16 protein-coding genes and 1 pseudogene are annotated in these 25175 nt (G+C 69.3%); 11 read left to right on the top strand and 6 right to left on the bottom strand.

Translation table 11 applies throughout. From position 1 onward, the window contains the following. Positions 1 to 3 precede the first annotated feature (3 nt). From kynU to V1318_RS01175, 6 genes are all read left to right on the top strand, one after another. Entirely contained in the window at positions 4 to 1296 is a 1293-nt protein-coding gene (gene kynU, locus V1318_RS01200; RefSeq protein ID WP_332936992.1) for a kynureninase, read from the top strand. Positions 1297 to 1390: 94 nt separating this feature from the next. After that, positions 1391 to 1693: a GIY-YIG nuclease family protein gene (locus tag V1318_RS01195; protein WP_332936990.1), complete on the top strand. Its 303-nt coding sequence runs from the start codon at positions 1391 to 1393 to the stop codon at positions 1691 to 1693. 99 nt (positions 1694 to 1792) lie between these two features. Beyond that, positions 1793 to 3160 carry an NAD(P)/FAD-dependent oxidoreductase gene (locus tag V1318_RS01190; protein WP_332936989.1) on the top strand — a complete coding sequence of 456 codons (1368 nt, stop codon included), beginning with the start codon at positions 1793 to 1795 and terminating at the stop codon, positions 3158 to 3160. Positions 3161 to 3164: 4 nt separating this feature from the next. After that, complete coding sequence (sbcB, locus tag V1318_RS01185) at positions 3165 to 4607, top strand: exodeoxyribonuclease I (RefSeq protein ID WP_332936987.1); 1443 nt, start codon at positions 3165 to 3167, stop codon at positions 4605 to 4607. Positions 4608 to 4647: 40 nt separating this feature from the next. Then, positions 4648 to 5334 (top strand): DUF2461 domain-containing protein, encoded by a 687-nt coding sequence (locus tag V1318_RS01180; RefSeq protein WP_332936985.1) that lies wholly within the window; start codon positions 4648 to 4650, stop codon positions 5332 to 5334. A gap of 174 nt (positions 5335 to 5508) precedes the next feature. Beyond that, entirely contained in the window at positions 5509 to 6069 is a 561-nt protein-coding gene (locus V1318_RS01175) for a DUF2939 domain-containing protein (protein ID WP_332936983.1), read from the top strand. A 28-nt stretch (positions 6070 to 6097) separates the two neighbouring features. Here V1318_RS01175 and V1318_RS01170 read toward each other — a convergent pair whose 3' ends face one another. The 4 genes from V1318_RS01170 to V1318_RS01155 form a co-directional block, all read right to left on the bottom strand. Next, entirely contained in the window at positions 6098 to 7003 is a 906-nt protein-coding gene (locus tag V1318_RS01170) for a 5'-nucleotidase (protein ID WP_332936981.1), read from the bottom strand. 206 nt (positions 7004 to 7209) lie between these two features. Continuing rightward, entirely contained in the window at positions 7210 to 7980 is a 771-nt protein-coding gene (locus V1318_RS01165) for an NAD kinase (protein ID WP_332936980.1), read from the bottom strand. A gap of 226 nt (positions 7981 to 8206) precedes the next feature. Beyond that, complete coding sequence (locus V1318_RS01160; protein ID WP_332936978.1) at positions 8207 to 13192, bottom strand: NAD-glutamate dehydrogenase domain-containing protein; 4986 nt, start codon at positions 13190 to 13192, stop codon at positions 8207 to 8209. Between the two features lie 215 nt (positions 13193 to 13407). Further along, complete coding sequence (locus V1318_RS01155) at positions 13408 to 14625, bottom strand: acyl-CoA dehydrogenase family protein (RefSeq protein WP_332938293.1); 1218 nt, start codon at positions 14623 to 14625, stop codon at positions 13408 to 13410. A 300-nt stretch (positions 14626 to 14925) separates the two neighbouring features. Between V1318_RS01155 and V1318_RS01150 the strand changes: the two genes are divergently transcribed. The 4 genes and pseudogenes from V1318_RS01150 (at position 14926) to V1318_RS01135 (ending at position 20562) form a co-directional block, all read left to right on the top strand. Continuing rightward, entirely contained in the window at positions 14926 to 15894 is a 969-nt protein-coding gene (locus V1318_RS01150; protein WP_332936977.1) for a metalloregulator ArsR/SmtB family transcription factor, read from the top strand. Between the two features lie 2 nt (positions 15895 to 15896). After that, the gene (locus tag V1318_RS01145; RefSeq protein WP_332936975.1) at positions 15897 to 17009 is read left to right on the top strand and encodes a homocysteine S-methyltransferase family protein; all 1113 of its coding nucleotides are present in this window, start codon (positions 15897 to 15899) and stop codon (positions 17007 to 17009) included. 56 nt (positions 17010 to 17065) lie between these two features. Then, positions 17066 to 19807, top strand: a pseudogene (gene metH / locus V1318_RS01140) (methionine synthase); the annotation flags it as partial. Positions 19808 to 19863: 56 nt separating this feature from the next. Beyond that, complete coding sequence (locus tag V1318_RS01135; protein WP_332936973.1) at positions 19864 to 20562, top strand: hypothetical protein; 699 nt, start codon at positions 19864 to 19866, stop codon at positions 20560 to 20562. Positions 20563 to 21091: 529 nt separating this feature from the next. On the opposite strand, the gene V1318_RS01130 is transcribed toward V1318_RS01135, so the two are convergent. Next, positions 21092 to 21922, bottom strand: coding sequence for a right-handed parallel beta-helix repeat-containing protein (locus V1318_RS01130; protein WP_332936971.1), 831 nt, complete (start codon positions 21920 to 21922; stop codon positions 21092 to 21094). A gap of 235 nt (positions 21923 to 22157) precedes the next feature. Here V1318_RS01130 and V1318_RS01125 point away from each other — a divergent pair, with 235 nt between their 5' ends. Further along, positions 22158 to 23015, top strand: a complete 858-nt coding sequence (locus tag V1318_RS01125; RefSeq protein ID WP_332936969.1) for an alpha/beta hydrolase — start codon at positions 22158 to 22160, stop codon at positions 23013 to 23015. 23 nt (positions 23016 to 23038) lie between these two features. On the opposite strand, the gene V1318_RS01120 is transcribed toward V1318_RS01125, so the two are convergent. Further along, complete coding sequence (locus V1318_RS01120; RefSeq protein ID WP_332936968.1) at positions 23039 to 25159, bottom strand: acyltransferase family protein; 2121 nt, start codon at positions 25157 to 25159, stop codon at positions 23039 to 23041. Positions 25160 to 25175 lie beyond the last annotated feature (16 nt).

Genomic DNA, 25175 nt, shown 5'->3' with positions numbered 1-25175 from the left:
TCCATGACCGACCTGTATTCCGAATCGCACGCGCTGGCCCTGGATGCCGCCGACCCGCTGCCGACCCTGCGCGGGCAGTTCCTGCTGCCGCGCCACGGCGAGTCCGAACAAGCCTATTTCTGCGGCAACTCGCTGGGCCTGCAGCCGCGCGGCGCGCGCGCGCACGTCGAGGAGGTGCTGGACAAGTGGGCGCACGAAGCCGTGGAAGGCCATTTCACCGGCTCGGCGCAATGGATGCCCTACCACGAACTGGTGCGCGAACCGCTGGCGCGCCTGGTCGGTGCGCGGCCGTCCGAAGTGGTGGCGATGAATTCGCTGACCGCCAACCTGCACCTGATGATGGTCAGCTTCTACCGGCCCACGCGCGAGCGCCCGGCGATCCTGATCGAGGCCGGCGCGTTCCCGTCCGACCGGCACGCGGTGGCCTCGCAGATCCAGTTCCACGGTTTCGATCCGGCGACCGACCTGATCGAACTGGAACCCGACCTGCCCGGCGGCACCTATTCCATGGCCGCGATCGCGGCGGCGATCGCCGAGCATGGACCGCGCCTGGCCCTGGTGCTGTGGCCCGGCATCCAATACCGCAGCGGCCAGGCCTTCGACCTGGCCGCGATCGCGCGCCTGAGCCAGGCCCAGGGCGCGGTCTGCGGCTTCGATCTCGCCCACGCGGTCGGCAACCTCGAACTGGCCCTGCACGACAGCGGCGTCGATTTCGCGGTGTGGTGCCACTACAAATACTTGAACGCCGGTCCCGGCGCGGTCGCTGGCTGTTTCGTGCACGAACGCCATGCCCACAGCGAGCGCCCGCGCTTCGCCGGCTGGTGGGGCCACGAGGCGGGCACGCGCTTCCGCATGGGCCCGCAGTTCGTGCCCACGCCCGGCGCCGAAGGCTGGCAGCTCAGCAACCCGCCCATCCTCGGCCTGGCGCCTCTGCGCGCCTCGCTGGAGCTGTTCGACCGCGTCGGCATGCCGGCCCTGCGCGCGAAATCGCTGCGCCTGACCGGCTATCTGGAAAGCCTGATCCGCGGCCGCCTGTCGCAGACCCTGCAGATCGCGACCCCGCAGGACCCGGCCCAACGCGGCTGCCAGCTGTCGCTGCGCGTGATCGGCGGCCGCGGTCTCAGCGGCCGAGACGCCGGCCGCGCACTGTTCGACCACCTGTCCGCCAACGGCGTGCTAGGCGACTGGCGCGAGCCCGACGTGATCCGCATCTCTCCGGCCCCGCTGTACAACACGCATGCGGACGTGCTGCGGTTCGTGCGCGCGGTGGAAGCCTGGAGGAACGGCGATGTCTAGGTTTGAAGAAACAGCGATAGCTGAGGCTGTCATTCCCGCGCAAGCGGGAATCCAGTGACCCGACGTTATGGGCTAATCGCCGACGGTATATCTCTTGGCCAGCACCCGCAAGGGAACGCTTTATGTCGGCGTGACCAGCGATCTTGTGGCTCGTGTATGGCAGCATCGCGAACACGTCACCGAGGGTTTCAGCAAACGATACGATGTCACTCGCCTAGTCTGGTATGAATTGTCGGAATCGATGGAAAGCGCCATTCAACGCGAGAAGCAGATCAAGAAGTGGAATCGGGAATGGAAGATACGCCTGATCGAAGAGCGGAATCCGACCTGGAAGGACCTATGGCCGGAAATCGTAGGCAACGCTGAAGTTCCTGGATTCCCGCCTGCGCGGGAATGACAACAAGAACAACGGCGGCCGACGGGAATGACCGCAAGAAGCAATCGCTCGCGCCTATGCGAGGTGACGTCCAGAACAACAGCTAGAGAGTGAAGCGCCTTGATCGCAGACCATTCGAAGCACCTCACCATCATCGGCGCGGGCCTGGCCGGCGCGCTGCTGGCCACCCTGCTCGCGCGGCGCGGCTGGGACGTGGATGTATACGAGAAGCGCGGCGATCCGCGCCTGAAGGGCTACCAGGGCGGGCGCTCGATCAACCTGGCCCTGGCCGAACGCGGGCTGCATGCGCTGCGCCTGGCCGGCGCGGATGCGGCGGTGATGGCCCAGGCGGTGATGATGCGCGGGCGCATGGTCCACTTCCTCGACGGCCGCACCGACTTGCAGCGCTACGGCCGCGACGACAGCGAAGTGATCTGGTCGGTGCACCGCGGCGAGCTCAACCTGATCCTGCTGCAGATCGCCCAGGACGCCGGCGCGCGCCTGCATTTCCACCGCGGCCTGCAATCGGTGGATTTCGATGCCCGTGTCGCGCGTTTCCTCGACGAGCGCGACGGCAGCGTCCACGACGCCGGCTTCGGCAGCCTGGTCGGCGCCGACGGCGCCGGCTCGGCGCTGCGCGCGGCGATGAACCGCGCCACCGACCTGGGCGAACGCACCGAGTTCCTCGGCCACTCCTACAAGGAACTGGAGATCCCGCCCGCGCCCGACGGCGGCTTCAGCATCGAGCCCAACGCGCTGCACATCTGGCCGCGCGGGCGCTACATGTGCATCGCCCTGCCCAACGACGAGCGAACCTTCACCGTCACCCTGTTCCTGCCCAACGAAGGCGAGCCCAGCTTCGCCAGCATCCGCGACGGCGCCCAGGCGCGCGCGCTGTTCGAGCGCGACTTCGCCGACGCCCTGCCGCTGATCCCGAACCTGGAGCAGGACTTCGAGCGCAACCCGGCCGGCCTGCTCGCCACGCTGTACCTGGAGCGCTGGCACCTGGACGAACGCGCGGTGCTGCTGGGCGACGCCGCCCATGCGATGGTGCCCTTCCACGGCCAGGGCATGAACTGCGCCTTCGAGGACTGCGTCGCCCTGGCCCGGCAGCTGGAGGACGGCGCCGACCGCGCCGCCGCGTTCGCCGCGTTCCAGGCCCAGCGCCTGCCCAACGCGCGCGCGATCCAGACCATGGCGCTGGAGAACTACCTGGAGATGCGCGATCGCGTCGACGACGACGACTACCTGCTGCAGCGCGCCCTCGAGCGCCGCCTCGCCGAGCGCCATCCCGACCGCTTCATGCCACGCTACGCCATGGTCACCTTCCATCGCATGCCTTACGCGACCGCCTTCGAGCGCGGCAACCTGCAGCGCGAGCTGCTGGTGGAACTGACCCGCGGCCACGACAGCCTGGACACGCTGGACTGGGACGCGGTCGACGCCGCGGTGCGCGCGCGCCTCTCGCTTCTGCCCGCGGACGACTGAGCGCATGGCCGCGAGCTTCCTGTTCTACGATCTGGAAACCTTCGGCGCCGATCCGCGCACGACCCGCATCGCCCAGTTCGCGGCGATGCGCACCGATGCCGAGCTCAACGAGATCGAAGACCCGATCAGCGTCTTCGTCAAGCCCGCCGACGATCTGCTGCCCTCCCCGACGGCGACCCTGATCACCGGCATCGCGCCGCAGGACGCCCTGCGCGACGGCATGAGCGAGGCCGAGGCCTTCGCCCTGATCTTCGACGAAATGTCGCGCCCGGAGACCTGCAGCCTGGGCTACAACTCGCTGCGTTTCGACGACGAGTTCGTGCGCTACGGCCTGTTCCGCAACTTCTACGACCCTTACGAACGCGAGTGGCGCGGCGGCAACTCGCGCTGGGACCTGCTCGACGTGCTGCGCCTGGCGCACGCCCTGCGCCCCGACGGCCTGGTCTGGCCGCAGCGCGAAGACGGCCAGACCTCGTTCAAGCTCGAGCATCTGGCGCTGGCCAACGGCGTGCGCGTGGGCGACGCCCACGAGGCGCTGTCGGACGTGCGCGCCCTGATCGGGCTGGCGCGCAAGTTCAAGGCCGCGCAGCCGCGGCTGTGGGACTACGCCCTGCGCCTGCGCGACAAGCGCTACGCCGCCAGCCTGCTCGACGTGGTCGGCATGAAGCCGGTGCTGCACGTCTCCCAGCGCTTTCCGGCCAGCCGGCTGTGCGCGGCCGCGGTGCTGCCGATCGCGCGCCATCCGCGCATCGACAGCCGGGTGATCGTGTTCGACCTCGACCAGGAGCCCGACGCCCTGCTCGGCCTGGACGCCGACGCGATCGCCGATCGCCTGTACACGCCCCTGGCCGATCTGCCCGAAGGCGAGACCCGGGTCGCGCTGAAGGAAGTGCAGACCAACCGCTGCCCGGCCCTGATCGCCTGGGATCATCTGCGCGAGCCCGACTTCGAGCGCCTGAAGATCGACCCGGCCGCGATCGAGCGCCGCGCCGCGGTGCTGCGCGCGGTCGGCCCCGCCCTGGCCGACAAGGTGCGCCGGGTCTACGGCGTCGAGCGCGAGCGCACGGCCGCCGACGCCGACGCCTCGCTCTACGACGGCTTCATCGGCGACGGCGACAAGCGCCTGTTCGCGCAGGTGCGCACCACCGCGCCGGCCGAACTGGGCGCCGCCGCGTTCGGTTTCCGCGACGCGCGCCTGCCCGAACTGCTGTTCCGCTATCGCGCGCGCAACTGGCCGCAGACGCTGTCGCCCGAGGAACACGAGCGCTGGAACGACTACCGCCGCCGGCGCCTGTACCAGGACGCCGGCCTGGGCGAGTACAACTTCGAGCGCTTCCACGCCGAACTGGCGGCGCTGCGCCTGGCGCATGCCCAGGACGGCGCGCGCCTGGCCCTGCTCGACCGTCTCGAGGCCTGGGGCCGCGATATCGACGCGGTCTTGAGCTGAGCCCGGCCATACTCACGGCATCCACTCCAATCCGATACGCATGAGCCGCTATTTTTCCGACGCCAGCTTCAAGTTCCTGCGCGGCCTGGCGCGCCACAACGAGCGCGAATGGTTCCAGGCCCACAAGGCCGAGTACGACGAACACGTGCGTGGCCCGTTCCAGCGCCTGCTCACCGACCTGCAGCCGGTGCTGGCCGGGGTCAGCGAGCACTACCGCTCCGAGCCCAAGACCGTCGGCGGCTCGCTGTTCCGGATCCAGCGCGACACCCGCTTCGCCAACGACAAGACTCCGTACAAGACCTGGCAGGGCGCGCGCCTGTTCCACGAACGCGGCCGCCAGGTCGAAGCGCCGTCGTTCTATCTGCACCTGCAGCCGGGCAACTGCTTCATCGCTTCCGGCCTGTGGCATCCGGAGCCGGACTCGCTGCGGCGCATCCGCCACTTCATCCTCGACAACCCCGGCAGTTGGAAGGCCGCCGCGCACGAGCCCAAGTTCCGCCGCCGTTTCGACCTCGACGAGGACGAGATGCTGGTGCGCATGCCGCGCGGTTTCCCCGACGATTTCGAGTTCGCCCACGACCTGCGGCGCAAGAATTTCGTGGCCCTGCGCGCGATCGGCGACGAGGTGATGACCGGCCCGCGCCTGCTCAAGACCCTGGAAACCGACCTGAGCGGCCTGGCGCCGTTCACCGACTACCTGTGCGCGGCGCTGGACCTGGAGTTCTGAAGTCCGGTCGCTGCGTGGCGGCGGGTATGGCCCGCTGGGCGATCGCCATGCGACCGGCGCTGCATCGCGTCGACACGGCTACGGCCCGCGACCCCGCGCCGGCGCTGACGGCATTCAAGCGCGCTTGGGCGCAGGGGCGCTAAGCTGGCCTCCTCCCGTGCCCGGTGGACCTGCATGAAGAAGTGGATCGCCCTAGTCGTCCTGGTGCTGCTGTTGCTGGCCGGCTATGTCGCCGCCGGCCCGTATCTGACCGTCAACGCGATCCGCAAGGCGGTGCAGGAGCAGGACACCGCCGCCCTGTCCAAGCACATCGATTTCCCGGCCCTGCGCCTGAGCCTGAAGGCCCAGTTGGAGGACTATCTGGTGCGCGAAGCCGGCGAGGACGTGCAGGCCAATCCCTTCGGCGCGATCGCGGTGCGCATCGCCAGCGGCGTCGCCGGCGGCGCGGTCGACGCGCTGGCTACGCCGGTCGGCATCGGCGCGGTGCTGGAGGGCCGCAACCTGTTCAACCGCCTCGGCGGCGGCGGGCGCGGCCAGGACAGCTACGCGCCCAATCTGCCGGCCGATCCGCTCAAGGACGCCCGATACGGTTTCGAGTCGCCCTCGCGCTTCACCGCCACGGTCGCCAACGCCGACGGCGAGCCGGTGGTGTTCGTGCTGACCCGCTCCGGCTTGAGCTGGAAACTCAGCGATATCCGCCTGCCATTCGGCGCGCCCGAGGCCGCGCCGCGCTGACGCGGCACGCGATTGCGCGGCCCGGCGGTCAGCCGTTGGCGACGCCGTGCGGCACATGACCGGCGGCGACGTGGTCGCGCGCCGAGACGATGTTGTGCTCGGAATCGTCGAAGAAGATGTCGGCACCGAAGGCTTCCAGGAACGGGCCCTTGGCGCGGCCGCCCAGGAACAAGGCTTCGTCCAGACGGATGCCCCATTCGCGCAAGGTGCGGATCACGCGCTCGTGCGCGGGCACCGAGCGCGCGGTGACCAGTGCGGTGCGAATCGGCGCGTCGGGGCCGATCGGGAACGCCGCCTGCAGGCGATGCAAGGCGTCGAGGAAACCGCGGAACGGGCCGCCCGACAGCGGCTCGCCGGCGTGCTCGCGCTCGTGCTTGGCGAACGCGGCCAGGCCGCCTTCGCGCGATACACGCTCGCCCTCGTCGTCGAAGATCACCGCGTCGCCGTCGAAGGCGATACGCAGCTGATCGTGGCGCTGCTGCGGCGCCTTGGCCGGCAGCAGCGTGGCCGCGGCCACCCCGGCCCGCAGCGCGTTGCGCACGTCCTCGGCGTTGGCCGACAGGAACAGGTCGGCGCCGAAGGGCTTGATGTAGGGAAACGGCGGCGCGCCGTTGCTGAACGCGGCGCGCTTGATCGCCAGGCCGTGGTGGGCGATCGAATTGAAGATGCGCAGGCCGCTGTCGGCGGAATTGCGCGAGATCAGGATCACCTCCACCCGCGGCGCCTCCGTAGGCGCGCCCTCGTTGAGCGCGAGCAGTTTGCGCACCAGCGGGAAGGCGATGCCGGGCGCGAGCAGATCGTCCTCGTGCTGGCGCTGGAAGCTGGCGTAGGCGTCCAGCCCCTCGCGTTCGAACAGCAGGTGGCTCTCCTCCATGTCGAACAGGGTTCGCGAGGAGATCGCTACGATCAGGGGGTCGGCGTCGCGGTCGGGCATGCGGCTATTGTGCCTCCTGCGGCGTCTCAGCGCTTGCGACCGCATGACGGGGGCTACCGCACGACGGAGCAGCGGCTTGAGCCGCGATCCGAGTCGGCCCTCCTCGTGCCGACGCGGCCGCCTCCCTCTGTGGGACGCGATCGCGCAGCTCCATGAAGAGACGAACGCGGCTCACGCCGCTCCCACAGGAAGCCAGAGGCGCCGCCTCAGCCGCTGGTGAACTGCTCGATCAGCATGCGCTCTTCGAGGTTGTGCTCTGGATCGAACAGCAGGGTCACGGTGCGGTCCAGCGATTCGCGGATCATCACCTCGACCACGTCGCGCACCTCGTGCGAGTCGGCGGTGGCGCTGACCGGACGCTTGTAGGGATCGAGCACGCGGAAGCGCACTTCGGTGTCGGCCTTGAGCAAGGCGCCGCGCCAGCGCCGCGGACGGAACGCCGCGATCGGAGTCAGCGCGATCACGCTCGAGCCCAGCGGCAGGATCGGACCGTGGGCGGAGAAGTTGTAGGCGGTGCTGCCGGCCGGCGTCGCCACCAGCACGCCGTCGCAGATCAGCTCGTCCAGGCGGGTCTGGCCGTTGAGGTCGATGCGCAGGTGCGCGGCCTGACGGGTCTGGCGCAGCAGCGAGACCTCGTTGTAGGCCAGCGAGCCGACGGTGGCGCCGGACTCGGTCAGCGCGACCATTTCCAGCGGCCGCAGCACCGCCGGTTCGGCCGCGGCCAGGCGCTCGAGCAGGCCTTCGCCGTGCTGGTTCATCAGGAAACCGACCGTGCCCAGCTTCATGCCGTACACCGGCTTGCCGAGGCTGCCGTAGCGATGCAGGGTCTGCAGCATGAAGCCGTCGCCGCCCAGCGCGACCAGGATGTCGGCATCGGCCGGCTCGTGCTGGCCGTGCGATGCGATCAGCTCGGCGAGCGCGCGTTGCGCCTCGTCGATGGGACTGGCGAGGAAGGCGATGCGGGGCGTCGCGGTCATCGGCGGCTCCGAACGGATGGCGAGCGCAGCATAACCCGCGCCAGGGCAAATGCCGATGACGGCGGATTCCGCAGGGATGCGGCGGAGTAGAAAAGCGCTGGGGTAGGAGCGGCGTAAGCCGCGACCGCGCGGCTACGACCGCTACGCGGGTCGCGGCTTACGCCGCTCCTACCCCAAACGGGAACAGCGACGTCCCTCCCCCGCCTTCGGGGAAGGGACGCGGGACTCAGCCGCGCGAGGCCAGCTGCGAAAGACGCTGCACCGCGACCGAGGCGGTCGGGTAGTCCAGCGACTTCTGCGCCGCCAGCTCGTTGAGCATCGCCAGGGTGAAACGCAGCGAAACGTCGTCGCGTTCCAGCCATTGCTTGACCTTGGCCTCGGCGGTGGCGCCGGGCATGGCCAGCACCTGGCCGACCAGGATGCGCTGCTGGGTACCCAGTTCCTCGCGCAGCACGCCGCGCGCGACCGCATGCCAGCGGCCGTCGACGGTGAGCGCGTCGATCTGCTCCTGCAGCCACGGCAGGCGCAAGGCCTCGCCGAGGCGGAAGTGGACCTTGGCCACCTCGACCGGCTTGAGCTTGCGCTCGCGTGCGACTTCGATGACGTCGCAGCTGGGTTCCAGGTAGGGCAGCGCCGCGAGCTGGTCGGCCAGCGCGACCGGCACGCCCTTGGCCTTCCAGTCGGCGAAGCTGGCCTCGTAGGCCGGCCGCTGGCCGTCGCCGAGGATGCCCTTGCCGGCGCGGATGTCCTTGAAGCCGTCGTGGTAGCGCGCGACCGCGGTGGCGATGTCCGGAATCGCGCCCGGACGCGACAGCAGCCAGCGCGTGAACGAACGCTGCAGGTTCCAGATCACCTGCAGGGCGTCGATCTGGGTGGATTCGGCGACCTTGCCGTCGAGCGCGTCGATCTGCGCCCACAGCTCGCGCGCGTCCAGGGTCTCGCGGGTGATGGTGAAGGCCTTGGCGACCTCGCCCGGGGTACGGCCGCTGTCTTCCTGCATGCGCAGCAGGAAGGTCGCGCCCATGCGGTTGATGGTCGAGTTGGTCACCGCGGTGGCGATGATCTCGCGCTTCAGGCGGTGGTTCTCCATCGCCTTGGCGTACTTCTTCTGCAGCGGCTGCGGGAAGTAGCGCACCAGTTCCTTGGACAGGTACGGGTCTTCCGGCACGTCCGAATCCAGCAGCTGCTGGAACGCCACCAGCTTGGAGTAGGACAGCAGCACCGACAGCTCCGGACGGGTCAGGCCCTGGCCGCGCGCCTTGCGCTCGGCGATCTCGGCGTCGGAGGGCAGGAACTCGATCTGGCGGTCGAGCAGGCCCTGCGACTCCAGGGTGCGGATGAAGTGCTGCTTGGAACCCAGGCGCGACAGGCTCATCCGCTCCATCAGGCTGATCGCCTGGTTCTGGCGGTAGTTGTCGTTGAGCACCAGCTCGGCGACCTCGTCGGTCATCGAGGCCAGCAGCTTGTTGCGCTCGGGCAGGCTCAGCTTCTTGCTCTGGACCTGGCCGTTGAGCAGGATCTTGATGTTGACCTCGTGATCCGAGGTGTCCACGCCGGCCGAGTTGTCGATGAAGTCGGTGTTGAGCAGCACGCCGTGCAGCGCGGCCTCGATGCGGCCGAGCTGGGTCAGGCCCAGGTTGCCGCCCTCGCCCACCATCTTGCAGCGCAGCTCGTTGCCGTTCACGCGCAGGCCGTTGTTGGCGCGATCGCCGACGTCGGCGTTGGACTCGCTGCTGGCCTTGACGTAGGTGCCGATGCCGCCGTTCCACAGCAGGTCCACCGGCGCCTTCAGGATCGCGCTCATCAGTTCGGTCGGACTGAGCGCGGCGACGCCGGCGTCGATACCCAGCGCGGCCTTGATCTCCGGCGACAGCGGGATCGACTTGGCCGAGCGCGGGTACACGCCGCCGCCCTTGCTGATCAGCTTCTTGTCGTAATCGTCCCAGCTCGAGCGCGGCAGCTTGAACATGCGCTCGCGTTCCTTGAACGTCCTGGCCGCGTCCGGGTTCGGGTCGAGGAAGATGTGGCGGTGGTCGAAGGCCGCGAGCAGGCGGATGTGCTTGCTCAGCAGCATGCCGTTGCCGAACACGTCGCCGGACATGTCGCCGATGCCGACGGCGGTGAAGTCCTGGCTCTGGCTGTCGCGGCCGAGGCTGCGGAAGTGGCGCTTGACCGACTCCCAGGCGCCCTTGGCGGTGATGCCCATGCCCTTGTGGTCGTAACCGACCGAGCCGCCCGAGGCGAAGGCGTCGTCGAGCCAGAAACCGTGCTCGGCGGCGATGCCGTTGGCGATGTCGGAGAAGGTCGCGGTGCCCTTGTCGGCGGCCACCACCAGGTAGGGGTCGTCGTTGTCGTGGCGGACCACGTCGCGCGGCGCCACGATCTTGCCGTCGACGATGTTGTCGGTGATGTCGAGCAGGCCGTTGATGAACATCTTGTAGCAGGCGATGCCCTCGGCCAGCACGGCGTCGCGGTCGCCGCCGACCGGCGGACGCTTGGCGAAGAACCCGCCCTTGGAACCGACCGGCACGATCACCGTGTTCTTGACCATCTGCGCCTTGACCAGGCCCAGGACTTCGGTACGGAAGTCCTCGCGGCGGTCCGACCAGCGCAGGCCGCCGCGCGCGACCGGGCCGAAGCGCAGGTGCACGCCTTCCACGCGCGGGCCGTAGACGAAGATTTCGCGGTACGGACGCGGTTTGGGCAGATCCGGCACCTGCGCCGAATCGAACTTGTAGCTGACGTAGCCGCGCTCGCCGCCGTTGGCCGGGCGTTGGTAGTAGCTGGTGCGCAGGGTCGCGTCGATCACGCCGATGAAGCTGCGCAGGATGCGGTCCTCGTCGAGGCTGGACACGCGGTCGAGCAGGCCCTTGAGGGTCGCGCGGGTCACGTCGATCTGCTGTTCGCGCTTGCCGTTGCGCGCTTCGATCACCGGCTGCAGCGCCGCCAGCACGGCCGCGTCGCCGCCGGCCAGGGCCTGCAGTTGCTGGCTCAGGCGCTCGATGCCGGCCTTGATGTCGGCCTTGCTTTCCTTGCCGGTGCAGGGATCGAAGCGGGCCTCGAACAGTTCCACCAACAGGCGCGCCAGCAGCGGATAACGGAAGAAGGTTTCCTCGACGTAACTCTGCGAGAACGGCACGCCGACCTGCAGCAGGTACTTGCAGTAGGCGCGCAGCATGGCGACCTGGCGCCAGGACAGGTTGGCGGCCAGGATCAGGCGGTTGAAGCCGTCGTTCTCGGCGTTGCCGCGCCAGATCTGGCCGAACGCGTCCTCGAAGGTCTCGTCCAGGCGCGACACGTCGACCTCGGCGCCGACGGTCTCGACCTCGAAGTCCTGGATGTACAGCGGGGTGTCGCCGGCGGTCAGGCGGTAGGGGTGCTCTGAGATCACCCGCAGGCCCATGTTCTCCATCATCGGCAGTGCGTCCGACAGCGGAATGTCGTCGTGCTGGCGGTAGAACTTGAAGCGCAGGCCGCCCTCGCCGCTGCCGATGCGGCGCAGATTGAGACGCAGGTCGTCCGGGCCGCTGAGCGCGGCCAGGTGTTCGATGTCGTTGGCGGCGACCGCGGCCGAGACTTCGTCGACGTAGCCGGTCGGCAGCGCGCGGCCGTAGCGGTTGACCAGGGCCAGGCCGCGCTCCTCGCCGTGGCGCGCGACCAGGGCCTCGCGCAGCTCGTCGCGGCGGTCGCGCACGATCTGGGCCAGCTCGGCCTCGATCGCGGCGTTGTCGATCTGGATCGCCTCGCCCGACTTCGGCCGCACGATCAGGTGCAGCTGGGCCAGCGGCGATTCGCCGATCAGCACCGTGGTGTCGACTTGCTCGCCGTGCAGCATGCGCTTGAGCATGGCCTCGATGCGCAGGCGCACGTCGGTGTTGAAGCGGTCGCGCGGAATGTAGACCAGGCCCGAGAAGAAGCGGCCGTAGCGGTCGCGGCGCAGGAACAGCTTGCTGCGCACGCGCTCCTGCAGGCCGAGGATGCCGGTCGAGGTGCGCAGCAGTTCCTCTTCGCCGGACTGGAACAGCTCGTCGCGCGGCAGGGTCTCGAGGATGTGGCGCAGGGCCTTGCCGCTGTGGCTGTCGGACGACAGGCCGGACTTCTCCATCACATAGGCATGGCGCTGGCGCACCAGCGGGATGTCCCAGGGGCGGCGGTTGTAGGCGCTGGAGGTGTACAGACCGATGAAGCGCTCCTCGCGCACCGGCTTGCCGTCGGCGTCGAAGCTGAGCACGCCGATGTAGTCCATGTAGCCCGGGCGATGCACCGACGAACGGGCGTTGGTCTTGGTCAGGATCAGCGCATCGACCGAACCGGACTGCGGCATGTAGTGCGCCGCCAGCGAGGTCAGCGGGCGCGGCGTGCCCGCGTCCTGGCCGCGCAGCAGGCCCAGGCCGCTGCCCGGCACCGCGCACAGCACTTCCTGGCCGCCCTTCTTGGTCACCTCGTATTCGCGGTAGCCCAGGAAGGTGAAATGGTTGTCGGCGGCCCAGCGCAGGAACTCCTGGGCTTCGTGGCGGCCGTCGTCGCTGACCGGCAGCTTGCGGCTGCCCAGGGCATCGGCGACCTCGCCCATCTTGTCGCGCATCTGCGCCCAGTCGCGCACGATCGCGCGCACGTCTTCGAGCACGGCTTCCAGCGCCTTCTGCACGCGCGGCATGGCCTCGGCCGATTGGCGGTCGATCTCCAGGTGCATCAGGGATTCGGCCACGCCCTCGCCGACGGCGACGATCTTGCCGCTCTTGTCGCGGCGGAAGGTCACCACCGGATGGCCCAGCACGTGCACGCCGATGCCCTGCTCGGCCAGGGTCATGGTCACCGAGTCGACCAGGAACGGCATGTCGTCGTTGGCGATCTGCAGCACGGTGTGCGCCGACTCCCAGCCGTGGGTCTTGATGGTCGGGTTGAACAGGCGCACCAGCGCCTTGCCGGTCTTGCGCGCGCGCGCGAACTCGAGGAAGTCGCTGGCCAGCGCGGCCCAGCCATCGGGGCTGTGCTGCGGCAGCTCGTCGCCGCTCATGCGGCGGTAGAAGGCCTGGGCGAAGGCCTCGGCCTCGGCGTGGCGCGCCTTGGGCAGGCGCTTGCGCATCGCGGCGATGATCGGCTCGAGGGACACGGCGTCGCTCTTGGCCGCCGCGCTCTTGCTGGCGGAGCGCTGGGCGGACGCCGGTTTGGCGGCGGCGGTCGGTTTCGCGGCTTTGGGTTTGCTGCTCATGGGAACTTGGAGGTCCGATGGAATGAGGCCCACGCTCGCGCATGGGCCGTGAAGAGATTCAGTTCGCGGGTGTGACGGCTTGATGCAGGGCGACGCGTCCGCGGGCCCGCAGGCCCGCGTCGCGTTTGGCGGTCTTTGATACCCGCAGACCGCGAGCGCGGTCCCCGGGTGAGGCGGTGACTCGGTACGAGCCGGAGCGTTTCATGCCGCGGCGATCAGCGCAGACCGGTTTCGTTGCGGGCGATCACCAGGCGCTGGATCTCGCTGGTGCCTTCGTAGATCTCGGTGATCTTGGCGTCGCGGAAATAGCGCTCCAGCGGCATTTCCTTGGAATAGCCCATGCCGCCGTGGATCTGCACGGCCTGGTGGGCGATCCACATCGCCGCCTCGGAGGCGGTGAGCTTGGCGATCGCGGCCTCGTTGCTGAAGCGGCCGCCGTTCTTCTCGGCCTGGCCCTTCTGCCAGGCCGCGCGCAGCGTCAGCAGCAGGGCCGCGTCGAGCTTGCACTTCATGTCGGCGATCTTGGCCTGGGTCATCTGGAACGCGCCGATCGGCTGGCCGAAGGCCTTGCGCTCGCGCACGTAGGCCAAGGTGGCCTCGTAGGCGGCGCGGGCGATGCCGATGGCCTGGCTGGCGATGCCGATGCGGCCGGCGTCGAGCACGCCCATGGCGATCTTGAAGCCGTGGCCTTCGTCGCCGAGCACGTCCTCGGGACGGGCGACGTAGTCCTCGAACTCGATCTCGCAGGTGGCCGAGGCGCGGATGCCGAGCTTGGGCTCGGTCTTGCCGCGGTGGAAGCCGGGCTTGGCGGTGTCGATCATGAAGGCGGTGATGCCGCGCGCGCCCTTGTCCGGGTCGGTCATGGCGAACAGCACGATGTACTTGGCGACCGGGCCGGAGGTGATCCAGCTCTTCTTGCCGTTGATCACGAAGCTGCCGTCGGCCTGCTTGACCGCCTTGCAGCGCATCGCCGTGGCGTCGGAGCCCGACTGCGGTTCGGTCAGGGCGAAGGCGCCGATCTCGCGGCCCTCGGCGATCGCGCGCACGTAGAGCTGCTTCTGCTCCTCGGTGCCGAACTTGAGAATGCCGTTGCAGAACAGCGAATTGTTCACCGACACGATGGTCGAGTGGGCGGCATCGCCGGCCGCGATCTCGACCATGGCCAGCACGTAGCTGATCGGGTCCATGCCCGCGCCGCCGTACTCGGCCGGCACTTCGATGCCCATCAGGCCGTTCTCGCCCAGGGTGCGGATGTTCTCGAGCGGGAATTCGCCGGTCCGGTCGTGGTGCTCGGCGCTGGGAGCAATCTTTTCCTGGGCGATACGGCGCGCCACGTCCTGGATCATCAACTGCTCTTCGGTAAAGCCAAAATCCACGTCGGCACCTCTGCTGGTTCTGGGGTGGAGGCGGTCGCGAAACCGCCCCCGGGACAGGGATCCGTGCGCCGCAAACCCGCGCGCGGATCGAGCCGCGGCCATCGGTCCGCGGCCGCTGCGCGAATTGTAGCCGTGCCCGCCGAATAACCCCACCTCCCAGCCCAACGCCAGCTGCATCGCGCGCGGCGCAAGACTTGACCCTTTCGGGCGCGCGGAGGACACTTATCTCTGTATCGCGATAGGTTGATGGAAGCCGAGGAAGCGGCGATCCCGGATCGGGCCCGTCCCGCGGCCGCCTGCGAGCGGTCCTCCCTGCCCATCCCCGCGCGCGAATCCCGCACCTCTAAGGCTCAACTCATGGATCTCGAAGGCTGGTCGTCACGACTCAAGGTGTTCGCCGACGCCACCCGCGTGCGTCTGCTGACCCTGCTGGAGCGCGAGGAACTGACGGTGGCCGAACTGTCGGCGATCACCCGCCTGGCCCAGCCGCGCGTGTCGACCCATTTGTCCAAGCTCAAGGAAGCCGGCCTGGTGCGCGACCGCCGCGCCGGCGTGTCGGCCTACTACCGCTTCGACGAAGGCGCGCTGGACCAGGCCCAGCGCGCGCTCTGGCTGACCCTGAGCACCGGCAGCGACGATCCGCTGCTGCGCCAGGACGCCGAACGCGTGGCGGCGGTGCTGTCGATGCGCGCGGCCGATCAGAACTGGGCCGACTCGGTCGCCGGCGACATGGAACGCCACTACTCCCCGGGCCGTACCTGGGAGGCGCTGGCGCGCTCGGCGGTGCCCCTGCTGCAGCCCGGCGACGTGCTCGACATCGCCTCCGGCGACGGCGTGCTGGCCGAACTGCTGGCGCCGCACTCCAACCGCTACCTGTGCCTGGACGCCAGCACCAAGGTGGTGGCCGCCGCCTCCGAGCGCCTGCGCAAGCTCGACAACGTCGAGGTACGCGAAGGCGACATGCACGCCCTGCCCTTCCCCGACCGCAGCTTCGACCTGGTGGTGCTGATGCACGCCCTCACCTATGCCGAGCACCCCGCGCAGGCGGTGGCCGAGGCCGAGCGCGTGCTGCGCCCGGGCGGCCGCCTGCTGCTGACCAGCCTGGCCCGCCACGAGCACCGCGGCGTGGTCGCGGCCTACGGCCACGTCAACCTGGGCTTCTCCGAGAAGGACCTGCAGAAGTTCTCGACCAAGGCCGGCTTCGAGATCGTCAGCTGCGAAACCGTGACCCGCGAGCGCCGGCCGCCGCATTTCGAAGTCATCGCCCTGATCGCGCGCAAACCCCCCGCCGAAACCCCGGCGCGCAAGCCGTCCAAGAAGGCCTGAACATGAAAACCCTGCCCTGGCTCAACCCGACCCGCGCGCAAGCCCTGCAAGACGCGCTCGCCGAACGCATCCTGCTGATGGACGGCGCGATGGGCACCATGATCCAGCGCCACGAGCTGGACGAGGCGGCCTACCGCGGCGAGCGCTTCGCCGAAGGCTACGACGCCTTGCGCGCCGCCGAAGCGGCCGGAGCCGGCCACGAACACGGCGAAGGCTGCGGCTGCGCCCGCGACCAGCGCGGCAACAACGACCTGCTCAGCCTGACCCGGCCGGAAATCATCGCCGGCATCCACAGCGAGTACTTGGCCGCCGGCGCCGATCTGATCGAGACCAATACCTTCAACTCGACCACGATCTCGCTGGCCGACTACGGCCTTGAGCACCTGGCCTACGAACTCAACGCCACCGGCGCGCGCCTGGCGCGCGAGGCCTGCGACGCCGCCGAGGCGCAGGACCCGGCGCGCCCGCGCTTCGTGATCGGCGTGCTCGGCCCGACCAGCCGCACCGCCTCGCTGAGCCCGGACGTGAACCGTCCCGGCTACCGCGCGGTGACCTTCGACGAACTGCGCATCGCCTACCGCGAGGCCACCGACGGCCTGATCGACGGCGGCGCCGACGTGATCATGGTCGAGACCATCTTCGACACCCTCAACGCCAAGGCGGCGGTGTTCGCGGTCGAGGAAGCCTTCGACGCGCGCGGCGCGCGCATGCCGCTGATGATCTCCGGCACCATCACCGACGCCTCCGGCCGCACCTTGTCGGGGCAGACCGCGGAAGCCTTCTGGTACTCGCTGCGCCACGTCCAGCCGCTCGCGATCGGGCTGAACTGCGCGCTCGGCGCCAAGGACCTGCGCGTGCACGTCGACGTGCTGTCGCAGGTCGCCGACGCCTATGTCAGCACCCATCCCAACGCCGGCCTGCCCAACGCCTTCGGCGGCTACGACGAGACGCCCGAGGACATGGCCGCGGTGCTGTCCGAGTTCGCCCAGGCCGGCCTGCTGAACCTGGTCGGCGGCTGCTGCGGCACCACCCCGGCGCATATCGCCGCGATCGCGGCGGTGGTCGCGGGCGTGGAACCGCGCCGGCTACCGCAGGTGGTGAGCGCGGCAGCGTGATGTAGCAGGAGTGAGCGTAGAGGAGTGAGAAGTGAGTAAAGCGCTTTCGCTCGCGCCTCGCGCCTCCGCCTCCCCTTACCCAAAGCCCCCTTTCTCAAGCGCATTCCCGAATGACCTCCGCACTTCCCCGCCAAACCCGTCTCAGCGGCCTCGAGCCGCTGCAGATCACGCCCGAAAGCAACTTCGTCAACGTCGGCGAGCGCACCAACGTCACCGGCAGCGCCCAGTTCAAGAAACTGATCATGGAAGGCCGCCTGGACGAGGCGGTGGTGGTCGCGCGCCAGCAGGTCGAGAACGGCGCCCAGGTCATCGACGTCAACATGGACGAAGGCCTGCTCGACTCCGAGAAGGCGATGGTCGACTACCTCAACCTGATCGCCGCCGAGCCCGACATCGCGCGCGTGCCGGTGATGGTCGACAGCTCCAAGTGGAGCGTGATCGAGGCCGGCCTGAAGTGCCTGCAGGGCAAGGGCATCGTCAACTCGATCTCGATGAAGGAAGGCGAAGCCGAATTCCTGCGCCAGGCGCGCCTGGTGCGCCGCTACGGCGCGGCGGTGGTGGTGATGGCCTTCGACGAGGTCGGCCAGGCCGACACCATCGACCGCAAGGTCGACATCTGCTCGCGCGCCTACAAGCTGCTGACCGAGGAGATCGGCTTCCCGCCCGAGGACATCATCTTCGACCCCAACGTGTTCGCCATCGCCACCGGCATCGAGGAGCACAACAACTACGCGGTCGACTTCATCGAGGCCACCCGCGAGCTCAAGCGGCGCTTCCCCTACAGCCACATCTCCGGCGGCGTCTCCAACGTCTCGTTCTCGTTCCGCGGCAACGAGGTGGTGCGCCAGGCCATCCACGTGGTGTTCCTGTACCACGCGATCCGGGCCGGCATGGACATGGGCATCGTCAACGCCGGCGCGCTGCCGCTGTACGACGATCTGGACGCCGACCTGCGCGAGCGGGTCGAGGACGTGGTCCTGAACCGCCGCGCCGACGGCACCGAGCGCCTGCTCGAGATCGCCGACCGCTACAAGGGCAAGAAGGGCGAGAAGAAGGTCGAGGACCTGGCCTGGCGCGAGCGCCCGGTGCGCGACCGGCTCAGCCATTCGCTGGTGCACGGCATCGACCAGTGGATCGAGGAGGACACCGAGGCGGCGCGCGCCGAATCCACCCGTCCGCTGGATGTGATCGAAGGCCCGCTGATGGCGGGCATGAACGTGGTCGGCGACCTGTTCGGCGCCGGCAAGATGTTCCTGCCGCAGGTGGTGAAGTCGGCGCGGGTGATGAAGAAGGCGGTGGCCTACCTGCTGCCCTACATCGAGGCCGAGAAGCTGCGCACCGGCGACGTCGGCAAGTCCAACGGCAAGATCGTGATGGCCACGGTCAAGGGCGACGTCCACGACATCGGCAAGAACATCGTCGGCGTGGTCCTGGCCTGCAACAACTTCGACGTGGTGGACCTGGGCGTGATGGTGCCGGCGCAGACCATCCTGGATCGCGCCAAGGCCGAGAACGCCGACCTGATCGGCCTGTCCGGCCTGATCACGCCCTCGCTGGAGGAGATGAGCCACGTCGCCCGCGAGATGCAGCGCCAGGGCTTCACCATGCCCCTGCTGATCGGCGGCGCGACCACTTCGCGCGCGCACACCGCGCTCAAGATCGACCCGCACTACAAGTCGCCGACGATCTGGGTCAAGGACGCCTCGCGCGCGGTCGGCGTGGCCCAGTCGCTGATCTCGATCGAATTGCGCGAGCCGTTCGTGGCCGCCAACGCTTCCGACTACGCCGAAATCCGCGAACGCCACAAGAACCGCGGCGACGGCAAGCGCCTGGTGTCCCTGGAGAAGGCGCGCGGCCAGCGCTACGACGGCGGTTGGGGCGACTACGTGCCGCCGGCGCCGAAGCAGCCGGGCCTGCACGTGTTCGACGACTACCCGCTGGCCGAGTTGGTCGAATACATCGACTGGACGCCGTTCTTCAACACCTGGGAACTGGCCGGCCGCTACCCCGCGATCCTCACCGACCAGGTCGTCGGCGCCCAGGCCAGCGAGCTCTACCGCGACGCGCGCGCGATGCTCAAGCGCATCGTCGAGGAGAAGTGGATCAGCGCCAAGGCGGTGTTCGGCCTGTGGCTGGCCAACAGCGTCGGCGACGACGTGGTGCTGGGCGACGAGGCCGGCACCACCCTGCACTTCCTGCGTCAGCAGGCCGACAAGCCGATCGATCGCCCGGACTTCTGCCTGGCCGATTTCATCGCGCCCAAGGACTCCGGCCGCCAGGACTGGATCGGCGCCTTCGCGGTGACCGCGGGCCTGGGCATCGAGCCGCACGTGGCGCGCTTCGAGGCCGACCACGACGACTACAACGCGATCATGCTCAAGGCCCTGGCCGACCGCTTCGCCGAGGCCCTGGCCGAACGCCTGCACCAGCGCGTGCGCAAGGAATTCTGGGGTTACGCCGACGACGAGGCCCTGGCCAACGACGACCTGATCGACGAGAGCTACCGCGGCATCCGCCCGGCCCCGGGCTACCCGGCCTGCCCCGAGCACAGCGAGAAGGTCACCCTGTTCCGACTGCTCGACGCCGAAAACAAGGCCGGGCTGCAGCTGACCGAGAGCTACGCCATGTACCCGGCCGCGGCGGTCTCGGGCTACTACTTCAGCCATCCGGGCAGCCAGTACTTCGTGGTCGGCCGCGTCAACAAGGAACAGGTCGAAGACTATGCCCGGCGCAAGGGCGTGAGCGTGGTCCAGGCCGAGCGCTGGCTGGCCTCGAATCTGGATTACGATCCGGAGTGACACCACGCGGGGCGCTCGCCGAGCGCCCCGCCCGCCGCCCCAGCCGAGCCCGACCGATGAGCGACCCGCTGCCGCCCGACCACGACGCCGAGGACCAGGACGAGAACCTCGGCAACGCGGCCTTCATCGAAAAGTACGCCGGCCCGGGCCGGATCGGCCTGTGCGGCGGCCGCGACTTCATCAACAAGCTGATCCGCAAGGCCCAGGCGCCGCTGACCCACGACGGCCACCGCAGCCTGTGGTCGCATGCCTTCGTCTTCAGCGAGCGCCGCATCGACGGCCAGTGGTGGGTGATCGAGTCCGACCTGGACCTGCGCTACCGCCAGATCCGCCTGGGCGTGCAGGAGAACCGGGTCGAGCGCTACTACGACGCCGAGGCCTTTCCCAACATCGCCATCCTCGACTTCGGCCTGGACGAGGAGCAGATCCGCAAGATCCAGATCGCCGGCCTGGACCTGCTGTCGGGCCTGTCCAGCTATTCGATCAGCGAACTGGTCGGCACCCTGATGGCCATGCACAGCCGGCGCCTGCGCCGGCGCAGCAACCTGCTGGCCAAGGAAGGCGCCCTGTACTGCTCGGCGCTGGTCCAGCATTGCTATGCCGCGGCCGGGATCGAGTTCCTGCCCGGCGTGCCGGGCAAGAACATCGCCCCGCACGACATCGACGAGTCGCCGCTGCCGCACCGCACCCACCGCATCCTGCGCGACCTGGGCGTGTCCACGATCCGCGAACTGAGCCACGAAGCCTTCGGCTGAAGGCGCCGCTGCCGTGATTCCGGCGAAGGCGGGGATCCAGGGCCTCGCCAGGCACGACTTCGCAGTCGCTGGATCCCCGTCTTCGCCGCAAGCACGGCCGCACATGGCCAGCGCAGGCGATGTCCGTGTCCCAGCCTAGGCCCAATCCCGCGCGCACCTTCTCGCATAAGCGGCGATTTGCGCCAGAACGGGCGCCGGCTGCGCCGACTCGTGCGATGGGTATGCGTGCTGAGCGAGTTGGATCATGCGCGCAATAATGGCGCTGTGCCTGCGGCGACGTGACTTTTGTCGCAAAAGCAATGGTGGCGTGTGTTGGCGCTGGTATCGGCAACCGGAAATCGCGATGGCGATGGCGGCTGCGCTGACGAGGTCGGCGGCATCGGCGTCGCACCCAGTAGCTGCTCGTCTTGACCGACGGCGGCGACGAATCTGGCCGCAACCGCAGCCGCCTGCTCCACCGCGAGCACCACCTCCCGAAACGAGCGGCCGCGACGCTCGCGCGCGCCGCGGCCGGTCGCGGTTCCCTCGCTCAGTTCTCGCCCATCCAAGGCTGCTCGATGTTGTGGCGCGAGACCGCGCAGCCGCTGCCCCAGCCCTGGGTGTTGATGGCGATGTTCTCCACGCAGGTATGGTCGGCGGTATTGGCGTAGAAGGCCTCGCGCGCGCGGACCCGGTCCATGGCCACGGTGTTGTGGACCAGGCGCGCGCGCGGCGACTCGTCCAGCGCGATCACGCCGCTGGCCTCGACCATGAAGTCCAGGAACTGGTTGCCGGTCAGCTGCGCGTCCGGCGAGCGCTTGAGCAATACGCCGCGGGCGCCGCGATAGCCGACGACCACGTTGTTGATCAGCTGCACGCCGGGCGCGTCCCACACGTCGAACGCCGGCGTCCACACCGAGTACGCGTCGTCGCCGAGCTTGTAACCGATCACGCGGTTGCCGGTCAGACGGATGCCCGGCGGGCCCGGGTCGCGGCTGCCGGCGACGCCGATCGCGATCTCCGTCGAGTTCAAGACGGTGTTGTTGATCAGCTGCGCGCTGCGCTCCACGGTCATGGTGATGCCGCTGCGGTAACCGTCGACGCGGCAGTTGCGGATGGTGACGCCGTCGCCCAGGTCGGCGCGGATGCCGATGTATTCGCTGGTCGAATCGGGACGGCGCGAAACGGTGCGCCCCTTGCAATCCAGTTCGACCTGGGACGCGGTGATCAGGATCGGGCGGTCGCGATTGGCGTTGAGGCAATAGCTGCCGGACTCGCTGATGGTGATCACGTCGGGCGTCAGCACGGTGTCGCAGGCCAGCGCGGAAGTACAGCAGATCAGGCCCGACAGCGTCAGGCCGGCAAACGGAATGAAGCGCATGAGTTCCCTCTCGATAGGTTTGTGGTGCGAACAGGCAAGGCCGAAGCTCGGCCCGGGACCATCCTAGGCAAGCGCGTTCTCACCGCCAGCGACTTGCGCCGACACGTGAGCCGCCTGCGTCGATCCGGGCGCGGCTCGCGCCCCGCGGCGTCGGCCGCGACCGCTACCGCCTCACCGTACGCAATGGTATGGTTATCCCGAACCCGGGCGCACTCGCCCATCTTCGCGACCGCTCATGCACGATCTGCTGCTGTTCTCGCACGCCAACGGCTTTCCGGCGCCGGTCTACGCACTGATGCTGGACACGCTCGCGGCCGATTACCGGGTCGTGCGGCCGGAGCGCATCGGCCACGATCCGCGCTATCCGGTGACGCCGGATTGGCCGCACCTGGTCGACGAACTGGTCGCGCGCGTGCGGGCCGCGGCCGGCGACGCGCCGCGGATATGGCTGGTCGGGCATTCCCTGGGCGGTTACCTGAGCCTGCTCGCCGCGCATCGCCTGGCCGACAGCGCGCTGCGCGCGCGCGTGGCCGGCGTGGTGATGCTGGACTCGCCGCTGATCGCGGGCTGGCGCGCGCAGTTGGTCTCGATCGGTCGCCGCACCGGCCTGGACAACCTGCTGATGCCGATACGCGCGACCCTGCAACGGCGCAAGCACTGGCCCGACCGCGACGCGGTGCGCGCGCATTTCCAGGCCAAGCCCGCGTTCGCGCGCTGGCATCCGCGCGTACTGGAGGATTACGTCGAGCACGGCACCCGCGTGGCCGACGACGGCACGCGCGAGCTCGCGTTCGTGCGCGAGACCGAGTACGCGATCTATCGCAGCCTGCCCACCACTGCGCTCAGCGATCTGGCGACGCGATTACGCGTGCCGGTGGCCTTCCTGGCCGGCACGCGCTCGCGCGAGCTGCGCCATGCCGGCAGTGCCGCCACCCGCCGCCTGGTCGGCGAACGCTGGGCCTGGATCGAAGGCAGCCATCTGTTTCCGATGGAGCGGCCGCTGGAAACCGCGCAGGCGATCGCGGCGATGATCGCGCGCATGCGTCCGGCGCGGACCGATCCGGACGCGGCACGGGCGATGCGGGCCGCTTGAGCCGGGGCGCGAGGCCCCCGACCTCAATGCCCGTCCGCGGCCACCGCCGGCGCGGCCGCGCCGGCCCTCAACCCGTCCAGATGCGCGGCGAAACTCGGCAGCAGTACCCGGTTGCCGTAGCCGCTGAGATGGTCGCCGTCGAAATACAGCGGGCGGCCCTCGCGCTGCGCGGCGCAGGCCGGACCCGGGCATAGCACCGGAAACGGATCCCAGACGCTGGCGCCCGGCAACTGCGCGGCGATCTGCTGCAGCGCGGCCAGGCTGGGGGCGCGATAGCGCTGCAGGAAGTCGCGCTCCACGCTCAGCCCGCGCGCGCAGATCGGGTTGTCGCGGTTGAACCAGTCCGAGCAGCGGTAAGGCGGCGCGCGCAACAGGGGCTTGGGCGCTTCGAATACGATGCGCACGCCGCGCTGGGCGAGCGGGCGCAGGCGCTCGATCGCGGCCGTCACGCCCTGCCGCCGCGAGGCCTCGGCATCGGCGCCGAAGGCCGTGCCCACCGCGGCGCGCTCGTCGAACAGCATCCACTGCTCGGACAGGCGCGGCAGGCGCAGCGCCGGCAGGAACAGCACGTCGCCGCTGCGCGCCTTGCGCGTCACATCGGCCACGACCGCGTCCACGTAGCCGCGGCACTGCGGGTTGTCGAACTCGCGGCGGTCGACCAGGCCGGCCACGCCGCAGCCGCCGGCGAAGTACAGCGTCACCGAGCGTCCGCTGGCCAGCACCGAGCGCTGCAGCAGTTCCGAGTAGCCGCCGGCATGCGAATCGCCGGCCACGAACACGCGGCGCGCGTCCGTCGGCGCCGGCGTGCAGCCGCTGCGTTCGTAGACCCACGCCGCGCCGCCCTGGATCTGTTCGGTGCGCGAGCCCAGCTTGCAGCCCGGATAAGCCGGATCGGTCTGCGGCCCGTAGGGATACCAGTCGTCGGCGTTGCGGCTGACCACGCTCAGCGAGTAGTCCTGCGCATGGCGCGCGACGTGCCGGTAGATCGCGCTGGAGGCGAACACCACCAGCACCGATGCGGTCACGAAGCCCCAGTTGCGCATGCGCACCAGCGGCGCGGCATGGCGCAGCGGGCGCTCGACCAGGCGATAGGAGGCCACCGCAAGCGCGAACGCCAACCCCAGCGCGAGCGCGCGCGTGCCGGCCGATTCCAGGCCCAGGGTCCAGCGGAACAGCACGAACACCGGCCAATGCCACAGGTACAGCGAATACGAAATGCGCCCCACCCCGACCGCCGGCGCGGTCGACAGCAAACGCCCGAGCCAGCCGCCCGCGCCGCCCGCGTACAGCAGGCCCAGCAGCAACAGCGTGCCCAGCACCGGCCACAGGCCGTCGGGCCAGGGCGAGTGCCCGGGCCGCGCATGCACGAAGCCGGCCGCGATCAGCAGCGCCGCCAGCGCCAGTCCGGCCGAGCGCAACCAGATCCAGGCGCGCGCACCGCCCTCGCCCGTGCGCGCCGATACCCCGGCCAGGCTCAGCGCCTGGTACAGCAGCACGCCCGCGCCGAGCTGCCAGAAGCGGCTGGTGCTCAGATAGAAGGCCTCGACCGCGCGGTCGCCGGCCTGGCTCAATCCGCGCGCGTACCACAGCGAGACGACCGCGCCGACGGCGAACAGCGCCAGCGAGATCCAGCGTTTGCGCGCGCCGTAGCTCCAGGCCAGGAACAGCAGCGGGAACACCACATAGAACTGTTCCTCCACGCCCAGCGACCAGGTGTGCGTGTAGGGATTGAACTCGACCTTGGGCGAGAAATAGTCGTTGCCGGTCGCGGCCAGGACGAAATTGCTGAGCCCGAAGAAGGCCATGCGCCCGGTGTTGCGGCTGGTCTCGCTGAGCCAGGCCTCGGGGATGAACAGCGCGCTGACCGCCACGGTGGCGAGCAGGCAGACGATCAGCGCCGGCGCGATCCGGCGCAGGCGGCGCGCGTAGAAACGCAGCAGCGATTCGAAGAAGCCGGCGCGCGGGAAACGCGCGACCGAAGCGCTGACCACGAAACCGGAAATGACGAAGAAGATGTCGACGCCGGTGAAGCCGCCCGGCAGCCAGACCGCGTTGAGGTGGTAGGCGACCACCGCGAGCACGGCGACGGCGCGCAGGCCGTCGATATACGGCAGATAGTCTGACTGACGCTCGTCTACGCGCATCGGAATCCATTCGCGG

This window comes from Lysobacter sp. CCNWLW3 (genome assembly GCF_036697405.1).
In the GTDB taxonomy this organism is placed as follows: domain Bacteria; phylum Pseudomonadota; class Gammaproteobacteria; order Xanthomonadales; family Xanthomonadaceae; genus Lysobacter.
The sequence above is the reverse complement of the archived record's forward strand: the minus strand, read 5'-3'. Positions and strand labels throughout refer to the sequence as shown.

Bases quoted from the DNA above. Each gene is read 5' to 3' on its own strand.
- V1318_RS01125 (WP_332936969.1), top strand. From the start codon at position 22,158: ATGCACGATCTGCTGCTGTTCTCGCACGCCAACGGCTTTCCGGCGCCG.
- V1318_RS01135 (WP_332936973.1), top strand. From the start codon at position 19,864: ATGAGCGACCCGCTGCCGCCCGACCACGACGCCGAGGACCAGGACGAG.
- V1318_RS01145 (WP_332936975.1), top strand. From the start codon at position 15,897: ATGAAAACCCTGCCCTGGCTCAACCCGACCCGCGCGCAAGCCCTGCAA.
- V1318_RS01180 (WP_332936985.1), top strand. From the start codon at position 4,648: ATGAGCCGCTATTTTTCCGACGCCAGCTTCAAGTTCCTGCGCGGCCTG.
- kynU (WP_332936992.1), top strand. From the start codon at position 4: ATGACCGACCTGTATTCCGAATCGCACGCGCTGGCCCTGGATGCCGCC.
- sbcB (WP_332936987.1), top strand. From the start codon at position 3,165: ATGGCCGCGAGCTTCCTGTTCTACGATCTGGAAACCTTCGGCGCCGAT.
- V1318_RS01130 (WP_332936971.1), bottom strand. From the start codon at position 21,922: ATGCGCTTCATTCCGTTTGCCGGCCTGACGCTGTCGGGCCTGATCTGC.
- V1318_RS01175 (WP_332936983.1), top strand. From the start codon at position 5,509: ATGAAGAAGTGGATCGCCCTAGTCGTCCTGGTGCTGCTGTTGCTGGCC.
- V1318_RS01160 (WP_332936978.1), bottom strand. From the start codon at position 13,192: ATGAGCAGCAAACCCAAAGCCGCGAAACCGACCGCCGCCGCCAAACCG.
- V1318_RS01150 (WP_332936977.1), top strand. From the start codon at position 14,926: ATGGATCTCGAAGGCTGGTCGTCACGACTCAAGGTGTTCGCCGACGCC.
- V1318_RS01120 (WP_332936968.1), bottom strand. From the start codon at position 25,159: ATGCGCGTAGACGAGCGTCAGTCAGACTATCTGCCGTATATCGACGGC.
- V1318_RS01165 (WP_332936980.1), bottom strand. From the start codon at position 7,980: ATGACCGCGACGCCCCGCATCGCCTTCCTCGCCAGTCCCATCGACGAG.
- V1318_RS01170 (WP_332936981.1), bottom strand. From the start codon at position 7,003: ATGCCCGACCGCGACGCCGACCCCCTGATCGTAGCGATCTCCTCGCGA.